Here is a 17,595-nt window from a genome sequence, read left to right on the forward strand (position 1 = left end):
TATCCCTCGACCGAACGGAGCTCCCTCACCATGAAAGTCGCAGTTCTCGGCGCCGGTGCGATCGGCGCGTACGTCGGCGCCGCGCTCCACCGCGCCGGCGCGGACACACATCTCGTGGCCCGTGGACCGCACTTGGCGGCCATGAGGCGGGACGGGGTGCGTGTGCTCAGCTCGCGCGGGGACTTCACCGCCCGCGCCCACGCCACCGACGACCCGGCCGAGATCGGGCCGGTCGACTTCGTGTTCCTGGGCCTGAAGGCCAACTCGTACGCGGCGTGCGGGCCGCTGATCGAGCCTCTGCTGCACAGCACCACGGCGGTCGTCGCCGCCCAGAACGGCATCCCCTGGTGGTACTTCCACCGGCACGGCGGCCCGCACGACGGCCACCGCGTCGAGAGCGTCGACCCGGGCGGCGCGGTCAGTGCGGTGCTCGCGCCCGAACGGGCCGTCGGCTGCGTCGTCTACGCGGCCACCGAGCTCGAAGGGCCGGGTGTCGTACGGCACCTGGAAGGCACCCGGTTCTCCATCGGGGAGCCCGACCGTACGGTCTCCGCGCGCTGTCGGGCGTTCAGCGAGGCCATGGTGGCGGGCGGCCTGAAGTGTCCGGTGGAGCCCGACATCCGGGGCGACATCTGGATCAAGCTGCTCGGCAACATCTCCTTCAACCCGATCAGCGCCCTGGCCCGCGCGACCATGCGGCAGATGTGTCTGCACGGCGGCACCCGCAAGGTCATCGAGACGATGATGGCCGAGACGCTGGCCGTCGCCGAGGCCCTGGGCTGCGAGGTCGGGGTCTCCATCGAACGGCGGATGGCCGGCGCCGAACGCGTCGGCGACCACCGCACCTCCACGCTCCAGGACCTGGAGCGCGGTAGACCGCTGGAACTCGACGTCCTGCTGGCCGCCGTCGTCGAACTGGCGGACATCACCGGCGTCGAGGTGCCCACACTCCGCACCGTCCACGCCATCTCGGACCTGCTCGCGCTGAGGAGCGCCGCGTGAAGAACCGGCAGAACCGCCAGAACCGGCAACCGAAGACCTACACCCGGCTCACCCACCCCCTCGTCCGCGACTCGCGCGACGAGCCCTTCCGGCAGGCGAGTTGGGAGGAGGCACTGGACCGCGCCGCCCGTGGCTTCGAACGCAACCGCGATGCGTTCGGCATGTTCTCCTGCGCCCGCGCCACCAACGAGATGAACTACGTGGCGCAGAAGTTCGCCCGCGTGGTCATGGGCACCAACAACGTCGATTCGTGCAACCGCACCTGTCACGCGCCGAGCGTGGCCGGTCTGTCGGCCGCCTTCGGCTCCGGCGGCGGCACCTCGTCCTACGAGGAGATCGAGCACACCGACGTCATCGTGATGTGGGGGTCCAACGCCCGCTTCGCGCACCCGATCTTCTTCCAGCACGTGCTGAAGGGGATACGCAACGGCGCCCGGATGTACGCGGTCGACCCCCGCCGGACGTCGACCGCCGAATGGGCGGAGAGCTGGCTGGGGCTGAACGTCGGCACCGACATCCCGATGGCGCACGCGATCGGCCGCGAGATCATCCATGCGGGCCTCGCCAACGAGGCGTTCGTCGAGCGGGCGACCACCGGCTTCGAGGAGTACCGGGCGCTCGTCGAGCCCTGGACGCTCTCGCTCGCGGAGAAGGTGACGGGCGTACCGGCCGCCGCCATCCGGGAGTTGGCGCACGCCTACGCCCGCGCCGAGCGCGCCCAGCTGTGCTGGACGCTCGGCATCACCGAGCACCACAACGGCACCGACAACGTCCGCGCGCTGATCAACCTCTCGCTGCTGACCGGTCACGTGGGCCGCTACGCCTCCGGGTTGCAGCCCCTGCGCGGCCAGAACAACGTGCAGGGCGGCGGCGACATGGGCGCCATTCCCAACCGGCTGCCCGGCTTCCAGGACATCCTCGACCCCGAGTCCCGGCTGAAGTTCGAGTCGGCGTGGGACACCGTCATCCAGCCGCACTACGGGCTGAACCTGACGGAGATGTTCGAGGCCATGGAGGAGGGCTCGCTGAAGGCCGTGTACTGCATCGGGGAGAACCCGGCGCAGTCCGAGGCCGACAGCGAGCAGGCCGTACGGCGCATGCGGGAGCTGGACTTCCTCGTCGTCCAGGACATCTTCCTCACGAGGACCGCCGAGCTGGCGGACGTGGTGCTGCCCGCGACCGCCGGGTGGGCGGAGACGGACGGCACGACCACCAACAGCGAACGGCGGGTCCAGCGGGTGCGCCGGGCGGTCACCCCGCCCGGAGAGGCCCGCGAGGACATCGACATCATCTGCGACCTCGCCTCCCGGCTCGGGCACGACTGGAAGTACGCCGACGCGGAGGCCGTCTGGAACGAGCTGCGGTCGGTGTCGCCGGACCACTACGGCATGACGTACGAGCGGCTGGCGGAGCACCAGGGCATCCAATGGCCCTGCCCGGACACCGACCGGCTCGAACCGACCTATCTGCACGGCCGGTTGTGGGATCCGGATCCGGCGCGGCGGGGCAGGCTCGCGCCCTTCGGGATCGTCCGGCACGATCCGCCCGTCGACCTGACGGACGAGCAGTTCCCCATCCGGCTGACCACCGGCCGGCGCCTCGACTCCTACAACACCGGTGTGCAGAGCGGCGGTTACGCCTCACCGCTGCGGCGCGGGGAGTACATCGAGCTGTGTCCGGAGGACGCCGAGCGCTACGGGGTCGCGGTGGGCGAGGAGGTCCAGGTCTCCTCGCGGCGCGGGTCGGTGGTGGCGCCGGTGTGGATCGACCTCGGGCTGCGGCCGGGCCTCGCCTTCATGACCATGCACTTTCCCGACGAGGTGGACACCAACCAGCTGACGATCGAGGCCAACTGCCCGATCGCGGGGACGGCGGAGTTCAAGGCGTCGGCGATCCGGATCGAGAAGCTGCCCGTCGCGACCATCGTGAGGTGACGTCAAGTGGACCTGCACTTCGGTGACAGCAAACCGACGGACGAGGAGAAGGCGGCGGTCGACGCGCTGCTCGGGCCGCCGGAGTCCTCCTGGGAGGGCGCGGACCGTTCCGATGCCGATCTGCGGTGGGCACGGGGCGGCCGGGAGGCCCGGGAGCGCCGTGACCTGCTGTTGCCGGGGCTGCACGCGATCAACGACCGGATCGGCTGGATCAGCGAGGGCGCGCTGGACCACCTCTGCCGACGGCTGACCGTGCCGCCGGCGGAGGCGTACGGCGTCGCCACCTTCTACGCGATGTTCTCCGTCAAGCCGCGTCCCGCGACCGTGCTGCACGTGTGCACGGACCTGGCGTGCGCGGCGGCCGGGGCGGCCGACCTGTGCGCCGGGGTCGAGGCCCGTCTCGGCCTCGGCAGCGGGGTGAGCGTGGAGCGCAGTCCGTGCCTCGGTCTGTGCGAACGGGCGCCGGCGGCCCTCGCGATCAAGGCCGGGGACCCGGTGCGTACGGCGGTGGCGGCGCCCGCGACCGTCGAGGCGGCCGTCCTCGCGGCGACCGCGCCCGACTCGGCCGAGGAGGAACCGCCGGCGGCCATGGCGGTGCCCCAGGCCGGGAACCCGTCGCTGACGCTGCTGGGCCGCGTCGGTGTCGTCGATCCGTCCTCGCTCGACGACTACCGGGCGCACGGCGGCTACACGGCCCTGCGCCGGGCCTTCGAACTCGGGCCCGCCGGAGTCATCCGCGAGGTCACCGACTCGGGCCTGGTCGGGCGGGGCGGCGCCGCCTTCCCCACCGGCCGCAAGTGGCAGGCCACGGCGGCGCAGCCCGACCGTCCGCACTACCTCGTCTGCAACGCGGACGAATCCGAGCCGGGTACCTTCAAGGACCGCGTGCTCATGGAGGGCGACCCGTTCTCCCTGGTCGAGGCGATGACGATCGCGGGGTACGCGACCGGCGCGCACCGGGGCTACCTGTATCTGCGCGGCGAGTACCCGCGGGCCCTCTCCCTTCTGGAGAACGCCTTGGCTCAGTGCCGGGCCCGGGGCCTGCTCGGGGACGACGTCCTCGGGCAGGGGTACGCCTTCGACATCGAGATCCGCCGGGGCGCCGGGGCCTACATCTGCGGCGAGGAGACGGCCCTGTTCAACTCCATCGAGGGATACCGGGGCGAGCCACGCTCCAAACCGCCGTTCCCCGTGGAGAAGGGCCTGTTCGGCAAGCCGACGGTGGAGAACAACGTCGAGACACTGGTCAACGTCCTGCCGATCCTGACGATGGGCGCGCCCGCCTACGCGGCGATCGGCACCGCCGGCTCCACCGGGCCGAAGCTGTTCTGTGTCTCGGGCAGCGTCGAGCGGCCCGGCATCTACGAGCTGCCCTTCGGGGCCACCCTCGGCGACCTGCTGACGCTCGCCGGTGTGCGCGACCGCCTGCGGGCCGTCCTCCTCGGCGGCGCGGCCGGCGGTTTCGTCCGCCCCGACGAGCTGGACATCCCGCTCACCTTCGAGGGGACGCGGGAGGCGGGCACGACGCTCGGCTCGGGGGTCGTGATGGCCTTCGACGACACGGTCCCACTGCCCCGGCTGCTGCTGCGGATCGCCGAGTTCTTCCGGGACGAGTCCTGCGGGCAGTGCGTGCCGTGCCGGGTCGGGACCGTACGGCAGGAGGAGGCGCTGCACCGGATCGCCGAGCGGACCGGGGCGGCCGCGGCCGACGACATCGCCCTGCTCAGGGAGGTCGGCCGCGCCATGCGGGACGCCTCCATCTGCGGTCTCGGGCAGACCGCGTGGAACGCCGTGGAATCCGCCATCGACCGTCTGGGGGCGTACGAATGACCGTCATCCCGCTGGGAGTGCCGCGTCGCCTCCTGGAGTTCACCCTCGACGGGGACCCGGTCCGCGCTCCCGAGGGCTCGACGATCCTGGACGCCTGCCGGGCGGCCGGCAAGGACGTGCCGACCCTCTGCGAGGGCGACACCCTGACCCCGAAGAACGCCTGCCGGGTCTGTGTCGTCGAGGTCGAGGGCGCCAGGACCCTCGTCCCGGCCTGTTCCCGCAAGGCCGAGCCCGGTATGGAGGTGCGGACGGACACCGAGCGCGCCCGGCACAGCCGCAAGATCGTGCTGGAGCTCCTCGCGTCGTCGGTCGATCTCTCGACGACCCCGAAGGTCGCGGGATGGCTCAAGGAGTACGAGGCCAAACCGGACCGCTTCGGCCCGGACGCGGCCCGGCTGAACGAGGACCCGAAGGTCGACAACGAGCTGTACGTCCGGGACTACGACAAGTGCATCCTGTGTTACAAGTGCGTGGACGCCTGTGGGGATCAGTGGCAGAACACGTTCGCGATCTCCGTCGCGGGCCGGGGCTTCGACGCCCGGATCGCCGTGGAGCACGACGCCCCGCTCACCGACTCGGCCTGCGTGTACTGCGGCAACTGCATCGAGGTGTGCCCGACGGGCGCGCTGTCCTTCAAGTCGGAGTTCGACATGCGGGCGGCGGGCACCTGGGACGAGTCGGCGCAGACCGAGACCACCACGGTGTGCGCGTACTGCGGTGTGGGCTGCAACCTCACACTCCATGTGCAGGACAATGAGATCGTGAAGGTCACCTCGCCGCACGACAACCCGGTGACCCACGGCAACCTCTGCATCAAGGGCCGTTTCGGCTACCAGCACGTACAGAACCGGGACTGAGACACGACATGGGACGAGTCACGGAACGACGCAAGGTGATCCGCATCCGGGACGGCGCGGTCTCCACCCGCCCGGACACGCTCGTCGCCGAGGAACCGATGGAGATCCGGCTGAACGGCAAGCCGCTCGCGATCACCATGCGCACCCCGGGCGACGACTTCGCGCTGGCGGCCGGGTTCCTGGTCAGCGAAGGGGTCCTCGCCGAGCGGTCGGACCTGCAGAACATCGTCTACTGCGCGGGAGCCACGGCTGACGGCTCGAACACGTACAACGTCGTGGACGTGAAGACCGCGCCCGGGGTCGTCGTCCCGGACATCACCCTCGAACGGAACGTGTACACGACCTCGTCCTGCGGGCTGTGCGGGAAGGCGTCGCTGGACGCCGTACGGACGACCGCCCGGTGGGCCGTCGACGACACGCACGGGGGTGACGCTCCTCCGGTCCGGCTCGACCCCGAACTCCTCGCGGGCCTCCCCGACCGGCTCCGCGCGGCCCAGCGGGTCTTCGACCGGACCGGGGGTCTGCACGCGGCGGCCCTGTTCAGCGAGGACGGCGAGTTGCTCGACGTACGGGAGGACGTCGGGCGGCACAACGCCGTGGACAAGCTGATGGGGCGGGCGCTGCAGAGCGGGTCGCTGCCGCTGTCGAGGGCCGTGCTGCTGGTGTCGGGGCGGGCCTCGTTCGAGCTGGCGCAGAAGGCGGTGATGGCGGGGATCCCGGTGCTGGCCGCGGTGTCGGCGCCGTCGTCCCTCGCGGTGGATCTGGCGGCGGAGACCGGGCTGACGCTGGTGGGCTTCCTGCGGGGCGCCTCCATGAACGTGTACGCGGGCGAGCACCGTATCGCTCTGCGGGCCGCGGCCGCGAAAGGGTGAGCGGCCGCCCGCGACACGGCGGCGGGGCCCCGACGGCGGGGAGCGCCCCCTGCGCCCAAGGGGTCCCGCCTTTCGCACCGCCGGGTAACGCCACGGGCCTGCTGTTTCGGCGGCGGTGCGGGTGAGTGGGGGCTGGTCGCGCAGTTCCCCGCGCCCCTGAAACACGGGGGCGGCGCCCCGTGCATTGCAAAGCCGCAGGGGGCGTTGCTCATCACGCGCGGGCCGGGCTCAGGGCCAACTGGGCTGCTTCGTGTCGGGACCGTTCTGTGTGATGAGGCAGCCGACGAGGTCATGCGCCGATGCCGTGGGCGAGCAGACTTTCGGCGGTGTCCGCGATCGTGTCCTCGATCGGACGTGCCTTCCAGCCGAGGAGCTTCTCCGCCTTCGCACCGGTCGCATCGAGGTCGCGGCCCAGCTGGTGCTTGAGCAGGCGCAGTTCGGGGTTGACGGTGGCCAGGGCCCGGGTGAGCCAGACGGGCAGTTCGCGGGTCGGGACCTTGGCGGCGCGTTCGCCCAGGCGGTCGTGCAGGATGCGGGCGACGTCGACGACGCGCAGGCTGTGGCCCGCGACGGCGAGGAAGCGTTCACCGGCGGCCACGGGGTCGGTCATGGCACGCACGTGCAGGTCGGCGACATCGCGGACGTCGACATAGCCCATGCCGAAGGGCGGGCAGGCGGGGACGCTGTGTCTTATACACATCTGACGCTGCCGACGAACTCTAGGCGGGCCCCGCGGGGCGAGCTCCAGCCGGCCGGAGCGGGGGCAGCCACCGCCCTGAAGTGGCCCGGGGGCCGCTGCGGGGCGCGGCTCCAGCTAGCCGGAGCGGGGAGCCGCCAGACGGCCCCTACAGCGGCGGCGTCACGCCAGGCAAGCCCTCCGCGGCGGCGGGTCGGCAGACGGGCCCCAGCCACCAGGCCGGCCCGACCGGTCCCACACAGCAGCCGGGTCGGCCCGACCGGCCCCGTACGAATGGCACGGTCAGCCGTATGGGCCCCTGGCCACGAACGGGGCCGCACGAGCGAGGCCCGCGGCACCTACGGGACCACGCCGGGCATGCTCTCCGGCCTGCGGCCACCGCCCGGCGGCGCCTCTGCGGGCCAGGAGCCGTGATCGAGCGGGAGCCGCCCTCCGAGGTGTCGTGCGGGATCTTGGTGCGCTTCAGCCGCCGGTAACCCAGTGTTCTCCGTCCGCTGGGCGGACCTCAGGGGCAAAAGGCACGGGGCGCCGGATACGGTTGGCACATCATGAGCGCTTCGCAGACCTCCTCTGACATCCCCACCCTCCTCGTCAAGATCTTCGGCAAGGACCGGCCGGGGATCACCGCCGGGCTGTTCGACACCCTCGCCGCGTACTCCGTCGACGTGGTCGACATCGAGCAGGTCGTCACCCGTGGCCGGATCGTGCTGTGCGCGCTCGTGACCGAGCCGCCCGCCGGGCAGGAGGGCGACCTGCGGGCGACCGTGCACAGCTGGGCGGAGTCGATGAAGATGCAGGCGGAGATCATCTCCGGCCTGGGCGACAACCGGCCCCGCGGTCTCGGCCGCTCCCACGTCACCGTGCTGGGCCACCCCCTGACCGCCGAGTCCACCGCCCGCATCGCCGCCCGGATCACGGCCACCGGCGGCAACATCGACCGTATCTTCCGGCTCGCCAAGTACCCCGTGACGGCGGTGGAGTTCGCGGTGTCCGGCACGGAGCCGGAGAGGCTGCGGACCGCGCTGGTCACCGAGTCGGTGGCACTCGGCGTGGACGTCGCCGTGGTCGCGGCGGGGCTGCACCGCCGGGCCCAGCGGCTGGTGGTGATGGACGTGGACTCCACGCTCATCCAGGACGAGGTGATCGAGCTCTTCGCGGCGCACGCCGGATGCGAGAAGGAGGTCGCCGAGGTCACGGAGAAGGCGATGCGCGGCGAGCTGGACTTCGAGCAGTCGCTGCACGCGCGCGTGGCGCTGCTGGAGGGGCTGGACGCCTCGGTCGTGGAGAAGGTGCGCAGCGAGGTCCGGCTCACGCCGGGCGCACGCACGCTGATCCGTACGCTGAAGCGGCTCGGCTTCCAAGTCGGTGTCGTGTCGGGCGGGTTCACCCAGGTCACGGACGACCTGAAGGAGCGGCTGGGCCTCGACTTCGCGCAGGCCAACACCTTGGAGATCGTCGACGGCAAGCTCACCGGCAAGGTCGTGGGCGAGATCGTGGACCGGGCGGGCAAGGCACGGCTGCTGCGCCGGTTCGCCGCCGAGGCGGGGGTCCCGCTGGCCCAGACCGTGGCGATCGGCGACGGCGCGAACGACCTCGACATGCTCAACGCGGCCGGTCTGGGCGTCGCCTTCAACGCCAAGCCGGTCGTGCGCGAGGCCGCGCACACCGCGGTGAACTTCCCCTTCCTCGACACCGTGCTGTATCTCCTCGGGGTGACCCGTGAAGAGGTCGAGGCGGCGGACACGCACGACGAGTAGCCGAACCGCGGCGAGACGAGGCACACGACGAGGGGCCCGGCACCAGATGGTGCCGGGCCCCCGTGTCGTGCCGGGTCCCGCGTGCCGGGGTCGGCTACGCGGCGGAGCTACTCGGTGGGCGCCCAGTAGTCGGCCAGGGTGGTCACGCCCGGCTCCAGGCTCTTCCAGGCTCCGTCGAAGGTGAGCACGGCGAAGGCGGCGGCCGGGAACCCGTGGCGGTTCATGCGCTCGCGTGCGTCGCCCTCGGAACTGCCGGCGAGGATGTCGGCGAGGCCCTGGATTCCGGGGTTGTGGCCGATCAGCACGACGTTCTGTGTGTCGTCCGGGGTTTCGTTGAGCAGGGCGATCAACTCACCGGGCGAGGCTTCGTAGATCCGCTCCTCGTAGACCGTTTTCGGCCGCTCGGGCAGTTCATGAACAGCCAGCTTCCAGGTCTCGCGGGTCCTGACGGCGGTGGAGCAGAGGGCAAGGTCGAAGGGGATTCCGGAGTCGGCCAACTTGCGCCCGGCGACGGCGGCGTCCATGCGGCCCCGGTCGGCGAGCGGCCGCTCGTGGTCGGAAACCTGGGGCCAGTCGGCCTTCGCATGCCGGAAGAGGACAATCCTGCGGGGTTCTGCGACGCTCATGCGTCCCAGCTTCGCACGAAACAGGCCACGGGGCGCAGGGAGTTGAAGTGCGGATACCCGACACCGGTACATGTGCTTCCGGTGGGCCGGATGCTCGTCACGGTGTGTGGCTCGCCAGGGCGTTCCGTATGCGCTCCAGGAGGTCGGCGATCACGGAGTCTCCGCCGGCGGCCTGGGCCTGCGCGGGGTCCGAGATCAGCAGCAGGAGCGTGACGAAGGCGAGGGTGGGCAGGGCGAGGGCCCACCAGGGGAGGCGGACGCCGACGCCGCTCGTGGTCGCCGGGTGGGGCCGGGGGTGCGTACGGGCCGACATGCCGCCTCCGTGGTCTGCGAGTCCTCGTGGCCGGGTCCTCCGTGGGCCCTCGCGGGTCCCCTGCGGCCACATCTCGACGTTACGGAACGGGGGCGGTCCGCCCCATCCGGTGATCCACCCACTTCACCCTGAGACTCGCCCCCTAGGGGACGGGGGGTTATCCCCACCCCGGGCGGTGCCCCTCGGCGGTCCCCGGCGGTCAGGGTGACACGATGGCCGCGATGATCCCGATGACGACGAAGATGGCGAGGAACGAGCCGAAGACCAGGAGCATCTTCTTCTGGCCGTTCTGGGGGTTCGGGTCGAGCACTGGCATGCGCCCAGTCTCGCACCCCTGTCTCCGGGAGGGGCCGCCGGGTCCGCCTCAGCGAGCCGCCTCGTCCTCCACCACCCGGTCGCGGCCCGCGAGGACGCCCACGGCGATCTGCGGGAGCATCAGCGCGGTCATGAGGGCGAGGGGCAGGCCCCAGCCACCGCTGTGCTGGTAGAGGACGCCGACGAGGAGCGGGCCGGGGATGGAGATCAGGTAGCCCGTGCTCTGCGCGAAGGCGGACAGCTGGGCGACCCCCGCGCCGGTCCTGGCCCGCATGCCGACCATGGTGAGCGCGAGCGGGAAGGAGCAGTTGGCGATGCCGATCAGCACCGCCCACGCCCAGGCGCCCTCCGCCGGGGCGAGGTACAGGCCGCCGTACCCTAGGAGGCCGCAGACGCCCAGGACGACCACGATCGGCCCCTGGTGGGGCAGGCGGGTGGCGAGCCGGGGGATCACGAAGGCCAGGGGCACGCCCATCACCATGGTGACGGCCAGCAGCAACCCCGCCGTGCCTGCCGGGACCCCGGCGTCGCGGAAGATCTGCGCCATCCACCCCATCGCGATGTAGGCGGCGGTGGCCTGGAGGCCGAAGAAGACGGCGAGCGCCCAGGCGGTACGGCTCCGGGTGATCCGCAGGGCGGGCGCCTCCTCCCGCCCGGTGAGCGAGGCTCCCCCGGGGTGCTCCGCGGGGCGCGCGCCCCGGTCGCGGTCCCGGAGCGACGGGAGCCACGGCACCACGGCCGCCGCCGCGAGCAGCGCCCACGCCGCAAGCCCGGTCCGCCAACTCCCGCCCAGCGCCTCGGTCATGGGCACGGTGACGGCGGCGGCGGAGGAGGTGCCGAGGGCCAGGGCCATGGAGTACAGACCCGTCATGGAACCGACCCGGTCGGGGAACCAGCGCTTGACGATGACCGGCATCAGGACGTTGCTGACGGCGATGCCCATCAGGGCGAGGGCGCTCGCGGCCACGAATCCGGCCGTGCCGCCGGCGTACGGCCGTATCAGCAGGCCGGCGGCGATGGCGGCCGTGCCCGCGCAGACGACGGCGGCCGGACCGAACCGACGGGCGAGCCGGGGTGCCATGACGCCGAAGACGGCGAAGCAGAGCGGGGGCACGGAGGTGAGGAGCCCGGCGACGCTGCCGCTCATGCCGAGCCCGGTGCGCACCTCTTCGAGGAGGGCACCGAGGCTGGTGATGGCGGGGCGGAGGTTGAGGGCCGTCAGGACGATGCCGACGACCACGAGGCGGGTCGTCCACGCGCGCGTGGAGGGCACCGGGGGTGCGGCCGCGGCCCGGTCGGACACGGGGGTTCCGGACGGTGCCCGCGCCGGTGTGAAGGCCGTCGTCGAAGTCTCCTCGCTCACCATGACACCCATCATAGAATCATAGGATGATTGGTTGTCCATGGGTCGGCTGCTCCCTGCCGGTCACTTCGTGCGAAGGTGTGCCATGCCGCTGAGCCATCCCCGCCGATCGGCGCTGTCCGAGCAGGTCATCGCCGCGCTGCGGAACCAGATCACCTCGGGCGAGTGGCCGGTCGGCTCGCGCATCCCCACCGAGCCCGAGCTCGTCGAGCAGCTGGGCGTCGCCCGGAACACCGTCCGTGAGGCCGTCCGGGCGCTCGCGCACAACGGTCTGCTGGACATCCGCCAGGGCTCCGGCACCTACGTCGTCGCGACCAGCGAGCTCGCGGGCGTGATGCACCGCCGCTTCGCGGACGCCGACCCGAGCCACATCGCCGAGCTGCGCTCCGCCCTGGAGTCGAGCGCCGCGAAGCTGGCGGCCGAGCGGCGCACCGAGAAGGACCTCAGGCAGCTGGACGCGCTCCTGGCGCGCCGCGAGCAGGCATGGGCCTCGGGCGACAAGGAGGCCTTCGTGACCGCCGACGCGACCTTCCACTTGGCGGTCGTGGCCGCGTCCCACAACGACGTCGTGACGACGGTCTACGCGGACCTGGGCGAGGTCCTGCGGGACTGGCTGCGCGGTGACGTGGGCGAGGAGCTGACGCCGGAGACGCACCTGGACCACGCCCGGCTGGTGGACGCGATCCGCGCGGGTGACGCGCGGACCGCCGCGGCGGAGGCGGCCGGCTATCCGTTCCACTGCCGTCCCGGCCGGGTAGACCCTCCGCCCGCTGTCAGCCCTCCCCCCGCTGGTGGCTGAACCACACCGAGCGGACCTCCTTCCAGCAGCGGCCGGTGAGCCGTACCGTCCGCGCGGGAGCGGTCTCGACCGCGGCGCTGTCGCTGTCGATGTCCCACCACCGCGCGCACTCGATGTGCAGACGGACGTGGTCGACGACCGAGTGGGGGTTGAAGCAGTACCCGACCACCTGGGAACCGGTGACGGTGCTGTAGCAGGCCGCCCCGAACCGATCGGGCTCCTCGGGCTTGTCGTCCACCGCTACGCGCGCGCGGCGCTCCCCGGCCTCCTCGCGCGCGTGCGGTGCCGATTCGGACGGGAGGGTGAGGACGAGAACCAGGGCGACGACAGCTGGGGCGATGCTGCGGGAGATGCGCACAAGGGGGACCTCCTCGGCCGAGTGGCTGAGCGGTGTACGTCCAGCGTGCGCGGCAACCGGCCCCGGAGGCCCGCCGGATGAGCCGAACGAGTGATGATCCCGGCGGACAGGAGTACGCCGAGGGCGCGCACCCGAATGGATGCGCGCCCTCGAACGGTGGTGGAGCCTGGAGCGGTGGTGTCGCTCAGGCACCGATCGCGTGCAGCCCGCCGTCCACGTGGATGATCTCGCCGGTGGTCTTGGGGAACCAGTCGCTGAGCAGGGCGACCACACCGCGGCCGGCCGGCTCGGGGTCCTTGAGGTCCCACTCCAGCGGCGAACGGTCGTCCCACACGGCGGCCAGCTCGCCGAAGCCCGGGATGGACTTGGCGGCCATGGAGCCGATGGGACCGGCGGAGATGAGGTTGCAGCGGATGTTCTGCTTGCCCAGGTCACGGGCCATGTAGCGGCTGGTGGCCTCCAGGGCGGCCTTGGCCGGGCCCATCCAGTCGTACTGCGGCCAGGCGTACTGCGCGTCGAAGGTGAGGCCGACGACCGAGCCGCCGTTCTGCATCAGCGGCAGGCAGGCCATGGTCAGCGACTTCAGGGAGTACGCCGAGACGTGCATCGCGGTGGCGACGGACTCGAAGGGCGTGTTCAGGAAGTTGCCGCCGAGGGCGTCCTGCGGCGCGAAGCCGATGGAGTGGACGACACCGTCGAGACCTCCCAGCTCCTCACCGACGATGTCGGCCAGGCGCCCGAGGTGCTCGTCGTTGGTGACGTCGAGCTCGATGACCTTGGTGGGCTTGGGGAGCTTCTTGGCGATGCGCTCGGTCAGCGTGGGCCGGGGGAAGGCCGTGAGGATGATCTCGGCGCCCTGCTCCTGGGCCAGCTTGGCGGTGTGGAAGGCGATGGAGGACTCCATCAGCACACCGGTGATCAGGACGCGCTTGCCCTCGAGGATTCCGCTCATGGTGATCAGTGACCCATTCCCAGTCCGCCGTCTACGGGGATGACGGCTCCAGTGATGTACGAGGCGTCGTCCGAGGCGAGGAACCGCACCGTCGCGGCGATCTCCTCGGGCTGCGCGTACCGGCCGAGCGGCACCTGCTGCACGATGCCCGCCCGCTGCTCGTCGGTGAGCACCTTGGTCATGTCGGTGTCGACGAAGCCGGGGGCGACGACGTTGAAGGTGATGTTGCGCGAGCCCAGCTCACGGGCGAGGGAGCGCGCGAAGCCGACCAGGGCCGCCTTGGAGGCGGCGTAGTTGGCCTGGCCGGGCGAGCCGTAGAGGCCCACGACCGAGGAAATGAGGACGACCCGGCCCTTCTTGGCGCGCAGCATGCCGCGGTTGGCCCGCTTGACGACGCGGAAGGTGCCGGTGAGGTTGGTGTCGATGACCGAGGTGAAGTCCTCCTCGGACATGCGCATCAGGAGCTGGTCCTTGGTGACGCCGGCGTTGGCGATCAGGACCTCGACCGGGCCGTGTTCGGCCTCGATCTCCTTGTAGGCCTGCTCCACCTGCTCGGGGTCGGTGATGTCGCACTTGACGGCCAGGCAGCCCAATTCTGTTAGGGCGGCCGGCGGCTCCCCCGAGCGGTAGGTGATGGCGACCTTGTCGCCGGCGTCGGCGAACGCGCGGGCGATGGCGAGGCCGATGCCCCGGTTGCCTCCGGTGACGAGAACCGAGCGGCTCAACGGATCACCCTTTCCTTAGCGGTCTGAACGCCTGCCCGCATGCCTGGACGGCAGGCGTCTTCCCTCGAAACCTATCGGTCCGTTTCTTCCGGCGGGCATTCCAGCTGTGACAGTGGCTTGGGGGAGTCACTGTGGGGTCCCTACAGAAAGCCGGCCGACCGCAGCCGGAAAGATGTGGTCCGGCCGCCCGCGGGCGCGACATGATCGGACCCGACAGGCCACCACCACCGTTCGGCAACAGGGAGACCTCGGTGCCTCATTCCATCGACGAAGCCTTCACGGCACTACCGCTGAGGGCATTGGCCGACGCCGCGCTCGCCCGCGCCCGTGCCCTCGGCGCCGATCACGCCGACTTCCGGTTCGAGCGGGTGCGCAGCGCGTCCTGGCGGCTCAGGGACGCGAAGCCGGCCGGGTCGTCGGACACGACCGACCTCGGGTACGCGGTGCGGGTGGTGCACGGCGGGACCTGGGGGTTCGCGTCCGGGGTGGACCTGACGATGGACGCCGCCGCGAAGGTCGCCTCGCAGGCCGTGGCCATGGCCAAGCTGTCCGCTCAGGTCATCAAGGCCGCCGGCTCGGACGAGCGGGTGGAGCTGGCGGACGAGCCGGTGCACGCGGAGAAGACCTGGATCTCCTCCTACGAGATCGACCCGTTCAGCGTCCCCGACGAGGAGAAGACCGCGCTGCTCACGGAGTGGAGCACGCGGCTGCTGGCGGCCGACGGGGTCAACCACGTCGACGCCTCGCTGCTCACCGTCCACGAGAACAAGTTCTACGCGGACACCGCCGGGACCGTCACCACCCAGCAGCGGGTACGGCTGCACCCGTCGCTGACCGCCGTGTCGGTGGACGAGTCCAGCGGCGAGTTCGACTCGATGCGGACGCTGGCACCGCCGGTCGGGCGCGGCTGGGAGTACCTGACGGGCACCGGCTGGGACTGGGACGACGAGCTGGCGCGCATCCCGGAGCTGCTCGCCGAGAAGATGCGGGCGCCGAGCGTCGAGGCGGGCGTCTACGACCTGGTCGTCGACCCGTCCAACCTGTGGCTGACCATCCACGAGTCCATCGGCCACGCCACCGAGCTGGACCGGGCGCTCGGCTACGAGGCCGCGTACGCCGGCACATCCTTCGCCACCTTCGACAAGCTCGACAAGCTCCGGTACGGCTCCGAGCTGATGAACGTCACCGGTGACCGCACCGCAGAGCACGGTCTGGCGACCATCGGGTACGACGACGAGGGCGTGGCGGGCCAGAGCTGGGACCTCGTCCGCGACGGCACCCTGGTCGGTTACCAACTCGACCGCCGGATCGCTAAGTTGACGGGCCTCGGCCGCTCCAACGGCTGTGCGTACGCCGACTCCCCCGGCCATGTTCCGGTGCAGCGCATGGCCAATGTGTCGCTGAAGCCCGATCCGGCCGGGATGTCGACGGAGGACCTGATCGGCGGGGTCGACCGGGGCGTCTACGTCGTCGGGGACCGGTCGTGGTCCATCGACATGCAGCGGTACAACTTCCAGTTCACCGGGCAGCGGTTCTTCAAGATCGAGAACGGGCGGATCACCGGGCAGCTGCGGGACGTCGCCTACCAGGCGACGACGACCGACTTCTGGGGGTCCATGGCAGCCGTCGGCGGGCCGGGGACCTATGTCCTGGGCGGCGCGTTCAACTGCGGGAAGGCCCAGCCGGGTCAGGTCGCCGCGGTGTCGCACGGCTGCCCGTCGGCCCTCTTCAAGGGCGTCAACATTCTGAACACCACGCAGGAGGCCGGTCGATGAGCGCGCGCAACGCCAAGGCGCACAAGCCGCACGAGATCGTCGAGCGGGCGCTCGACCTCTCCCGGGCCGACGGCTGTGTGGTGATCGCCGACGAGTACTCGACGGCGAACCTCCGCTGGGCCGGCAACGCGCTGACCACGAACGGGGTCACCCGGGGCCGGTCGGTGACCGTCGTCGCCACCGTCGACGGCAAGGAGGGCACCGCCTCCGGCGTCGTGTCGCGCGCCGCCGTCACCGCGGAGGAGCTGGAGCCGCTGGTGCGGGCCGCCGAGGCCGCCGCTCGCGGCGCCGGCCCGGCCGAGGACGCCCAGCCGCTGGTCATGGGGGTGCCGCACTCCCCCGACTTCACCGACGCGCCCGCCGAGACCTCCTCCGCCGTGTTCGCCGACTTCGCGCCGGCCCTCGGCGAGTCCTTCGCACGGGCGCGGGCGGGCGGGCGTGAGCTGTACGGCTTCGCCAACCACGAGCTGGTGTCGAGCTACCTCGGCACATCGACCGGACTGCGCCTGCGCCACGACCAGCCGAACGGGACCCTGGAGCTGAACGCCAAGTCCCCGGACCGCAAGCGTTCCGCCTGGGCGGGGCGTTCCACGCGGGACTTCAAGGACGTCGACCCGGCGGCCCTGGACGCGGAGCTGGCCGTGCGCCTGGGCTGGGCCGAGCGGCGCGTGCCGCTGCCCGCCGGACGGTACGAGACGCTGCTGCCGCCGACGGCCGTGGCCGACCTGCTGATCTACCAGATGTGGTCGGCGTCGGCGCGGGACGCGGCGGAGGGCAGGACGGTGTTCAGCAAGCCCGGCGGCGGCACCCGGATCGGCGAGCGGCTGGCCGAGCTGCCGCTGACCCTGCGCAGCGACCCGGACGAGCCGGGCCTGGAGACCGCGCCCTTCGTGCTGGCCCACTCCTCCGGCGGCGACAGCTCGGTGTTCGACAACGGGCTGCCGCTGAAGGCGACCGAGTGGATCAGCGGCGGCGAGATCGCACACCTGCCGACGACCCGGCACAGCGCGGGCCTGACGGGGCTGCCGGTGGTGCCGACGATCGGCAACCTGATCCTGGACGGCGGCGCGGACCGTTCCCTGGAGGACATGGTCGCGGACACCGAGCGCGGGCTGCTGCTGACCTGCCTCTGGTACATCCGCGAGGTCGACCCGGCCACGCTGCTGCTGACCGGGCTGACCCGGGACGGCGTCTACCTCGTGGAGAACGGCGAGGTGACGGGCGAGGTCAACAACTTCCGGTTCAACGAGTCGCCGGTGGACCTGCTCGGCCGGGCCACGGAGGCCGGGCGCACGGAGAAGACGCTGCCGCGCGAGTGGAGCGACTACTTCACCAGGGCCGCGATGCCCGCCCTGCGGGTGCCGGATTTCAATATGAGTTCTGTCAGCCAGGGCGTATAACCTCGTACCTGATTCACCTG

Annotated in this window: 17 protein-coding genes; 9 read left to right on the forward strand and 8 right to left on the reverse strand. The window is 71.5% G+C overall.

Annotated features, from left to right (window positions below; all coding sequences use genetic code 11):
* Positions 1 to 30: 30 nt before the first annotated feature.
* Genes GWK25_RS28975 through fdhD form a run of 5 tightly spaced genes read left to right on the forward strand, consistent with a single transcriptional unit; the run spans position 31 to position 6,495 of the window.
* On the forward strand, positions 31 to 1,002 hold the full coding sequence (locus GWK25_RS28975) for a 2-dehydropantoate 2-reductase (protein ID WP_215454353.1): 972 nt from the start codon (positions 31 to 33) through the stop codon (positions 1,000 to 1,002).
* Positions 999 to 2,936, forward strand: coding sequence for a molybdopterin oxidoreductase family protein (locus GWK25_RS28980; protein WP_215454354.1), 1,938 nt, complete (start codon positions 999 to 1,001; stop codon positions 2,934 to 2,936). The genes GWK25_RS28975 and GWK25_RS28980 overlap by 4 nt, the downstream gene beginning before the upstream one ends.
* Positions 2,937 to 2,942: 6 nt before the next feature.
* Positions 2,943 to 4,766 (forward strand): NAD(P)H-dependent oxidoreductase subunit E, encoded by a 1,824-nt coding sequence (locus GWK25_RS28985; protein ID WP_215454355.1) that lies wholly within the window; start codon positions 2,943 to 2,945, stop codon positions 4,764 to 4,766.
* The gene (locus GWK25_RS28990; RefSeq protein WP_215454356.1) at positions 4,763 to 5,623 is read left to right on the forward strand and encodes a 2Fe-2S iron-sulfur cluster-binding protein; all 861 of its coding nucleotides are present in this window, start codon (positions 4,763 to 4,765) and stop codon (positions 5,621 to 5,623) included. The genes GWK25_RS28985 and GWK25_RS28990 overlap by 4 nt, the downstream gene beginning before the upstream one ends.
* Positions 5,624 to 5,631: 8 nt before the next feature.
* On the forward strand, positions 5,632 to 6,495 hold the full coding sequence (fdhD, locus tag GWK25_RS28995; RefSeq protein ID WP_215454357.1) for a formate dehydrogenase accessory sulfurtransferase FdhD: 864 nt from the start codon (positions 5,632 to 5,634) through the stop codon (positions 6,493 to 6,495).
* A gap of 289 nt (positions 6,496 to 6,784) precedes the next feature.
* On the opposite strand, the gene GWK25_RS29000 is transcribed toward fdhD, so the two are convergent.
* Complete coding sequence (locus tag GWK25_RS29000) at positions 6,785 to 7,195, reverse strand: hypothetical protein (protein ID WP_374200645.1); 411 nt, start codon at positions 7,193 to 7,195, stop codon at positions 6,785 to 6,787.
* A 545-nt stretch (positions 7,196 to 7,740) separates the two neighbouring features.
* On the opposite strand from GWK25_RS29000, the gene serB reads away from it, so the two are divergent.
* Positions 7,741 to 8,949 carry a phosphoserine phosphatase SerB gene (gene serB / locus GWK25_RS29005; protein WP_215454358.1) on the forward strand — a complete coding sequence of 403 codons (1,209 nt, stop codon included), beginning with the start codon at positions 7,741 to 7,743 and terminating at the stop codon, positions 8,947 to 8,949.
* A gap of 107 nt (positions 8,950 to 9,056) precedes the next feature.
* Here the strand turns inward: serB and GWK25_RS29010 are convergent, their stop codons facing one another.
* From GWK25_RS29010 to GWK25_RS29020, 4 genes are all read right to left on the reverse strand, one after another.
* Positions 9,057 to 9,575 carry a histidine phosphatase family protein gene (locus GWK25_RS29010; RefSeq protein WP_215454359.1) on the reverse strand — a complete coding sequence of 173 codons (519 nt, stop codon included), beginning with the start codon at positions 9,573 to 9,575 and terminating at the stop codon, positions 9,057 to 9,059.
* A gap of 97 nt (positions 9,576 to 9,672) precedes the next feature.
* Positions 9,673 to 9,888, reverse strand: a complete 216-nt coding sequence (locus GWK25_RS29015) for a hypothetical protein (protein ID WP_215454360.1) — start codon at positions 9,886 to 9,888, stop codon at positions 9,673 to 9,675.
* Positions 9,889 to 10,087: 199 nt separating this feature from the next.
* Positions 10,088 to 10,204, reverse strand: coding sequence for an SGM_5486 family transporter-associated protein (locus GWK25_RS43870; protein ID WP_251829080.1), 117 nt, complete (start codon positions 10,202 to 10,204; stop codon positions 10,088 to 10,090).
* Between the two features lie 48 nt (positions 10,205 to 10,252).
* Positions 10,253 to 11,569, reverse strand: a complete 1,317-nt coding sequence (locus GWK25_RS29020; RefSeq protein WP_374200646.1) for a CynX/NimT family MFS transporter — start codon at positions 11,567 to 11,569, stop codon at positions 10,253 to 10,255.
* A gap of 82 nt (positions 11,570 to 11,651) precedes the next feature.
* Here GWK25_RS29020 and GWK25_RS29025 point away from each other — a divergent pair, with 82 nt between their 5' ends.
* Complete coding sequence (locus GWK25_RS29025) at positions 11,652 to 12,365, forward strand: FadR/GntR family transcriptional regulator (protein ID WP_215454362.1); 714 nt, start codon at positions 11,652 to 11,654, stop codon at positions 12,363 to 12,365.
* Here the strand turns inward: GWK25_RS29025 and GWK25_RS29030 are convergent.
* From GWK25_RS29030 to fabG, 3 genes are all read right to left on the reverse strand, one after another.
* Positions 12,340 to 12,723, reverse strand: coding sequence for a hypothetical protein (locus tag GWK25_RS29030; protein WP_215454363.1), 384 nt, complete (start codon positions 12,721 to 12,723; stop codon positions 12,340 to 12,342). The two genes, GWK25_RS29025 and GWK25_RS29030, sit on opposite strands and share 26 nt — an antisense overlap.
* Before the next feature lie 184 nt (positions 12,724 to 12,907).
* Entirely contained in the window at positions 12,908 to 13,675 is a 768-nt protein-coding gene (gene fabI, locus GWK25_RS29035; RefSeq protein WP_059079452.1) for an enoyl-ACP reductase FabI, read from the reverse strand.
* 5 nt (positions 13,676 to 13,680) lie between these two features.
* Entirely contained in the window at positions 13,681 to 14,400 is a 720-nt protein-coding gene (gene fabG, locus GWK25_RS29040) for a 3-oxoacyl-[acyl-carrier-protein] reductase (protein ID WP_215454364.1), read from the reverse strand.
* 251 nt (positions 14,401 to 14,651) lie between these two features.
* On the opposite strand from fabG, the gene GWK25_RS29045 reads away from it, so the two are divergent.
* Complete coding sequence (locus GWK25_RS29045; protein WP_215454365.1) at positions 14,652 to 16,175, forward strand: TldD/PmbA family protein; 1,524 nt, start codon at positions 14,652 to 14,654, stop codon at positions 16,173 to 16,175.
* Positions 16,172 to 17,575, forward strand: a complete 1,404-nt coding sequence (locus GWK25_RS29050) for a metallopeptidase TldD-related protein (protein WP_215454366.1) — start codon at positions 16,172 to 16,174, stop codon at positions 17,573 to 17,575. The genes GWK25_RS29045 and GWK25_RS29050 overlap by 4 nt, the downstream gene beginning before the upstream one ends.
* Positions 17,576 to 17,595 lie beyond the last annotated feature (20 nt).

Origin of the sequence: Streptomyces sp. ATCC 21386 (assembly GCF_018728545.1) — a bacterium.
Lineage (GTDB): Bacteria > Actinomycetota > Actinomycetes > Streptomycetales > Streptomycetaceae > Streptomyces.

What these genes read in the sequence shown, in the direction of transcription:
- fdhD (WP_215454357.1), top strand. Translation starts at nt 5,632, where the DNA reads ATGGGACGAGTCACGGAACGACGCAAGGTGATCCGCATCCGGGACGGC.
- GWK25_RS29050 (WP_215454366.1), top strand. Translation starts at nt 16,172, where the DNA reads ATGAGCGCGCGCAACGCCAAGGCGCACAAGCCGCACGAGATCGTCGAG.
- fabI (WP_059079452.1), bottom strand. Translation starts at nt 13,675, where the DNA reads ATGAGCGGAATCCTCGAGGGCAAGCGCGTCCTGATCACCGGTGTGCTG.
- GWK25_RS29015 (WP_215454360.1), bottom strand. Translation starts at nt 9,888, where the DNA reads ATGTCGGCCCGTACGCACCCCCGGCCCCACCCGGCGACCACGAGCGGC.
- GWK25_RS28975 (WP_215454353.1), top strand. Translation starts at nt 31, where the DNA reads ATGAAAGTCGCAGTTCTCGGCGCCGGTGCGATCGGCGCGTACGTCGGC.
- serB (WP_215454358.1), top strand. Translation starts at nt 7,741, where the DNA reads ATGAGCGCTTCGCAGACCTCCTCTGACATCCCCACCCTCCTCGTCAAG.
- GWK25_RS28990 (WP_215454356.1), top strand. Translation starts at nt 4,763, where the DNA reads ATGACCGTCATCCCGCTGGGAGTGCCGCGTCGCCTCCTGGAGTTCACC.
- GWK25_RS29025 (WP_215454362.1), top strand. Translation starts at nt 11,652, where the DNA reads ATGCCGCTGAGCCATCCCCGCCGATCGGCGCTGTCCGAGCAGGTCATC.
- GWK25_RS29020 (WP_374200646.1), bottom strand. Translation starts at nt 11,569, where the DNA reads ATGGTGAGCGAGGAGACTTCGACGACGGCCTTCACACCGGCGCGGGCA.
- GWK25_RS43870 (WP_251829080.1), bottom strand. Translation starts at nt 10,204, where the DNA reads ATGCCAGTGCTCGACCCGAACCCCCAGAACGGCCAGAAGAAGATGCTC.
- GWK25_RS29000 (WP_374200645.1), bottom strand. Translation starts at nt 7,195, where the DNA reads ATGTGTATAAGACACAGCGTCCCCGCCTGCCCGCCCTTCGGCATGGGC.
- GWK25_RS29010 (WP_215454359.1), bottom strand. Translation starts at nt 9,575, where the DNA reads ATGAGCGTCGCAGAACCCCGCAGGATTGTCCTCTTCCGGCATGCGAAG.